Source organism: Corallococcus aberystwythensis (genome assembly GCF_003612165.1).
Lineage (GTDB): Bacteria > Myxococcota > Myxococcia > Myxococcales > Myxococcaceae > Corallococcus > Corallococcus aberystwythensis.
Genome location: NZ_RAWK01000458.1, coordinates 1 through 4237 on the forward strand (window position 1 = coordinate 1; position 4237 = coordinate 4237).

At 67.1% G+C, this 4237-nt stretch carries 5 protein-coding genes; all 5 read left to right on the plus strand.

Features of this window, described 5'->3' with window-relative positions; genetic code table 11:
• The first annotated feature begins 68 nt into the window (after window positions 1–68).
• Complete coding sequence (gene nrfD, locus D7W81_RS40180) at window positions 69–1508, plus strand: NrfD/PsrC family molybdoenzyme membrane anchor subunit (RefSeq protein WP_120560604.1); 1440 nt, start codon at window positions 69–71, stop codon at window positions 1506–1508.
• A 4-nt stretch (window positions 1509–1512) separates the two neighbouring features.
• The gene (locus D7W81_RS40185) at window positions 1513–2058 is read left to right on the plus strand and encodes a DUF3341 domain-containing protein (RefSeq protein WP_120560605.1); all 546 of its coding nucleotides are present in this window, start codon (window positions 1513–1515) and stop codon (window positions 2056–2058) included.
• Complete coding sequence (locus D7W81_RS40190) at window positions 2055–2615, plus strand: c-type cytochrome (RefSeq protein WP_120560606.1); 561 nt, start codon at window positions 2055–2057, stop codon at window positions 2613–2615. The genes D7W81_RS40185 and D7W81_RS40190 overlap by 4 nt, the downstream gene beginning before the upstream one ends.
• Window positions 2612–3811, plus strand: a complete 1200-nt coding sequence (locus D7W81_RS40195) for a hypothetical protein (RefSeq protein ID WP_120560607.1) — start codon at window positions 2612–2614, stop codon at window positions 3809–3811. The genes D7W81_RS40190 and D7W81_RS40195 overlap by 4 nt, the downstream gene beginning before the upstream one ends.
• Window positions 3808–4237: hypothetical protein (locus D7W81_RS40200; protein WP_120560608.1), on the plus strand; the 430-nt coding region annotated here is incomplete at its 3' end. The genes D7W81_RS40195 and D7W81_RS40200, both read left to right, overlap by 4 nt.

Sequence of the window (4237 nt, forward strand, 5' to 3'; positions counted from 1 at the left end):
AACCCCGCCCTCGTGCCCGCCGCCCCTGCTGAAGCCGCGCCGGCGCATGAAGGAGGTCACTGACCGTCATGGCCGAGACCGCACACGCACTCCCGCTCGACCCCCTCGAGCCCCGGGACCTCGTCGCGCCACACCACGACGACAAGTCCCTCAATGAGACGCTGCTGGACCATGTCTGGCGCAAGCCCGGCAAGGGCTGGTTCATGCTGCTGGGCATCACGTCCGCGGCGCTGGGCCTCCTGGTCGTCGGCGTCACCTACACCCTCGCGCGCGGCATCGGCGTGTGGGGTAACAACCAGCCCGTCGGCTGGGCGTTCGACATCATCAACTTCGTCTGGTGGGTCGGTATCGGCCACGCCGGTACGCTCATCTCCGCCATCCTCCTGCTCTTCCAGCAGAAGTGGCGCACGAGCATCAACCGCTTCGCGGAAGCCATGACGCTGTTCGCGGTCATGTGCGCCGGCCTGTTCCCGCTGCTCCACACGGGCCGTCCCTGGTTCGCCTTCTGGCTGTTCCCCTACCCCAGCACCCTGGGCGCCTGGGCGCAGTTCCGCTCGCCGCTCGTGTGGGACGTGTTCGCCATCTCCACGTACCTCACGGTGTCCGCCCTCTTCTGGTACGTGGGCCTCATCCCGGACCTGGCGGCCCTGCGTGACTCCTCCAAGGGGAAGCTGCAGCGCACCATCTACGGCCTGTTCGCCCTCGGCTGGCGCGGCTCCGGCCGTCACTGGCACAACTACAAGGTCGGCTACCTGCTGCTCGCCGGCCTCTCGACGCCGCTCGTGGTGTCCGTGCACACCATCGTGTCGTTCGACTTCGCCGTGTCCCAGATTCCGGGCTGGCACGCGACCATCTTCCCGCCCTACTTCGTGGCCGGCGCCGTGTTCAGCGGCTTCGCGATGGTGATCACGCTCATCGTCCCCGCCCGCAAGTACCTGGGCCTCCGGGACGTGATCACGGACCGCCACCTGGAGAACATGAACAAGGTCATCCTGGCGACGGGTCTGCTCGTGTCCTACGGCTACCTGATGGAGCACTTCATCGCCTGGTACTCCATGAACCAGTACGAGTTCTGGACCTTCTACGTGAACCGCGCCACGGGCCCCTACGCCGGCGTGTACTGGCTGATGATCACCTGCAACGTGGTCACCCCGAACATCTTCTGGTTCAAGAAGGCCCGCACCAGCATCCCCATCATGTGGGTGGCGTCCATCGCGGTGAACATCGGCATGTGGTGCGAGCGCTTCATCATCATCGTGACGTCGCTCTCCCAGGACTTCCTGCCCTCGTCGTGGGACATCTACACGCCCACCTGGGTGGACTGGTGCATCTACATCGGCACGCTGGGCCTGTTCGGCACCCTGTTCCTCCTGTTCCTCAAGTTCGTTCCCGCCGTCGCGGTGAGCGAGGTGAAGGAGCTCCAGCTGGAGCTCAAGCACGCCGCCCACGCCGCCCATGGCAACGGACACCACGGCTCGGACGCCGCGGCCACCCACGGAGCGCACTAGCATCATGGAAGCCAAGGTCCTTGATTCCTGGGTGTTGGCCGAGTTCGCCACCCCGGACGCCCTCGTCTCCGCGACGCAGCAGATGCGCGAGAAGGGCTTCCAGGGGATGGACACCTACTCCCCCTATCCGCTGCACGGCGGGTCGGAGGCGTTGGGCCTGCCGCCCTCTCGCATGCCCTTCATCGCCCTGGGCGGCGGCCTCACCGGCATGGTGACCGCCCTCACGATGCAGACGTGGATGAACACCATCGACTACCCGCTCAACGTCGGCGGCCGTCCGCTGCTGAGCCTCCCGGCCTGGGTGCCCATCACGTTCGAACTGAGCGTGCTGTTCGCCGCATTCGGCATCTTCTTTGGCCTGCTGGGCCTGAGCAAGCTGCCGCAGCCCTACCACCCGGCCTTCGAGTCGGAAGAGTTCCGCAGCGCGTCCACGCACGGCTACTGGCTGAGCATTCCGCACCCCACGGGGACGGACGCCGCGGACGTCAAGAACCAGCTGACGGCCCTGGGCGCGACCCACGTGACCGTCGTGTCGGGAGAGAACGAATGAGGTGGCTCATCCCCGCCGCCGGTCTCGCCGCGCTCACGGGCTGCAACGTCAGCTCGGAATTCCTCCAGCGCATGGAGACCCAGGCCAAGTACGAGTACTACGAGACGTCCGAGTTCTGGCCGGACGGCCGCGCCATGCGCGTGCCCCCCGCCGGCACCGTCCCGCGCGAGCGGCCGGTGGGCAACCCGGGCATCTCCACGGGCCGCGCCAATGGCGTGGCCGTGAACGCCATCCCGCTGCCGGTGGACAAGCAGCTGCTGGCGCTGGGCCAGAAGAAGTACAACATCGTCTGCTCGCAGTGCCATGGCGTGCTCGGCGACGGCAACAGCGTCGTCGCGGAGAACATGGCGCTGCGCCTGCCGCCGTCCCTGCTGGAGCTCGCGGACAAGCCGGCCGGCCACTTCTACACCGCCATCAACGAGGGCTACGGCATCATGCCGTCCTTCTCGGGTGAGCTCGACACGCGTGAGCGCTGGGCCGTCGTCGCCTACGTGCGCGCGCTGCAGGCCGCCCGCGGCACCGCCGGGACGCAGCCCGTCCCGCAGGAGAACCGATGATTGCCATGGAGCGCTACACCGGCACGCCCAAGCTGATGGTGCCCGCGTTCGGCCTGGGCGTGGTGGGCCTCGTGCTCACCGCCGTGGGCTTCTTCATGAACCCGGAGGCGACCAGCTTCAGCTACCTCTTGGGCTTCACCTACTGGGTCGGCATCAGCGTGTCCGCCCTCATCATGCTGGCCATCTTCCACACGGCCAAGGCGAAGTGGCCCATCGTCCTGCGCCGCGCCATGGAGACCATCTCCATCGCGGTGCCCGTCTTCGCGGTGCTCATCCTCGCCCTCATCCCGATGATGAAGTACCTCTACCCCTGGGTGGATGGCTCCCCGCTGGCCGCGAACATCCACGGCATTGAAGTGGAGCACCTGTCGCACAAGAAGGCCCACTACCTGAACCTGGGCTTCTTCGCCGTCCGCCAGGTCATCTACTTCGCGGTGTGGATCTTCGTCTCCCACCGGCTGTACGGCTGGAGCACGAAGCAGGATGAGACGGGCGAGCTGGAGCTCACCGTCAAGCAGCGCCGCTTCTCCCCGGGCGCCCTGCCCTTCCTGGCGCTGACCATCACCTTCGCCGCCTTCGACTGGCTGATGAGCCTCACCCCGCTGTGGCAGTCCACCATCTTCGGCGCCTACTACTTCGCCGGCAGCTTCCTGGCCGCCTTCTGCGTCCTCGCGCTGGCCGCGGTGAACGCCCAGGGCAAGGACCTGTTCGGCAGCCTGGTGAAGACGCCGCACTACCACAACCTGGGCAAGCTCATCTTCGCCTTCACGGCGTTCTGGGCCTACATCGGCTTCTCCCAGTTCCTGCTGGTGTGGATCGCCAACATCCCGGAAGAGGCTCCCTGGTACGGCCTGCGCATGTACGGCCCGTGGCGCAGCGTCTCCTACGTCATCTTCTTCGGCCACTTCGTGCTGCCGTTCTTCACGCTGCTGTCACGCAAGCTGAAGGAGATGCCCAAGACCCTGGCGATCGCCGCCACCTACATGCTTCTCATGCACGCCGTGGACCTGTATTGGCTCATCTGGCCGGCGTTCTCCGGCGAGGCCGGTCCGACGTTCCACTGGACGATTCTCACGGCCTTCGTGGGCGTGGGCGGTGTCTCGGTGGGCTACGCCCTGTTCCGGGCGCGCGGCCGGTACACGCTGCCGGTGAAGGACCCCTACATCGCGGAGTCCCTGAGGTACGTGCAGCCATGAAGAAGACCCAGTCCGAAGTCGAATCGCGGGTCATCGTCGGCGCGCATGGCGTGGCCGCCGAGGAAGACCACCTCGTCATGGGGAAGGTCATCGGCGTCGGTGTGGGCGCCATGGTCCTCTTCCTCGTGGGCGCGGTGTGGGCCTGGCGCATCCAGGTCGTGACCATGCAGGAGGCCCAGCCGGACGGTCCTCCGCCCCGCCCCGCGGCGGTGGGTCAGTACGAGGTCGGCATCGTGAACCAGCGCCTGTTCGAACAGGACTGGCGCGCGACGGAGAAGCTGGGCGGCCAGCAGCAGGCGCTGAAGAACGGCTGGGGTGACCAGCCGGGCGTCGCCGCCCACAAGCCGCTGGCGGATGCCATGGACCAGGTCATCGCGACCGAGGCCCAGAAGGCCCGCGAGCCGGCTCCGGCCCCCGCTCCTGCCC